Source organism: Bartonella sp. AP57NXGY (assembly GCF_042195805.1).
Lineage (GTDB): Bacteria > Pseudomonadota > Alphaproteobacteria > Rhizobiales > Rhizobiaceae > Bartonella.
Genome location: NZ_JBHIOZ010000609.1, coordinates 1 through 605, shown reverse-complemented (window position 1 = coordinate 605; position 605 = coordinate 1). Strand labels below are relative to the sequence as shown.

General features: G+C 38.3%; 1 pseudogene. It reads right to left on the bottom strand.

The features are described 5' to 3' along the window. Window positions 1-605, bottom strand: a pseudogene (locus tag ACFIL8_RS12295) (autotransporter outer membrane beta-barrel domain-containing protein); the annotation flags it as partial.

Genomic DNA, 605 nt, shown 5'->3' with positions numbered 1-605 from the left:
TCAATAGATCCTCCTGTCATCTTGATTGTCGCATTATCACTTTGGGCTTTAACACCGATCGTAGCATTTTTAATTGTTGTGTTTCCATTCAATTCAATGGTACTGGAACCTCTTGCAAATGCGCCGAATTTTGTTCCTTTTCCATTTGCTGTGAGAGCAACGTCTTTAACATTAATATATCCACCAGCTTTTGTATATAATACACTATTGCTACCGGTAACAGTTCCCCCTGTCATAAAAATTTTTGATTGCTCACCAATTGCATGGAGGCCATCACCCTCAGATGATGTGATTTTAGCCTCATTGTCCAAAGTAATGGTACTACCGCTTTGAGCATTGATTGCATCTTCTTTTGCCTCAAAAGATCCACTAGAAACCATTACTTGAGATTTGTTATCTGCATAGATGCTGCGTTTTGCTTTTGTGACGGTTACATTATTTAAAGTAATTATGCCTTTTATAGCGGAGATTCCTTTCTCCATAAGAAAGCCATCTTTTCCACTTGATATTTTCACATCTTTCAGCGTGTTTTTTTTGCTTGCGGTGTCAAGGAATAATGCACCTACTGCTTCGCCTTCTGTGATTTCAATAGATCCTCCTGTCAT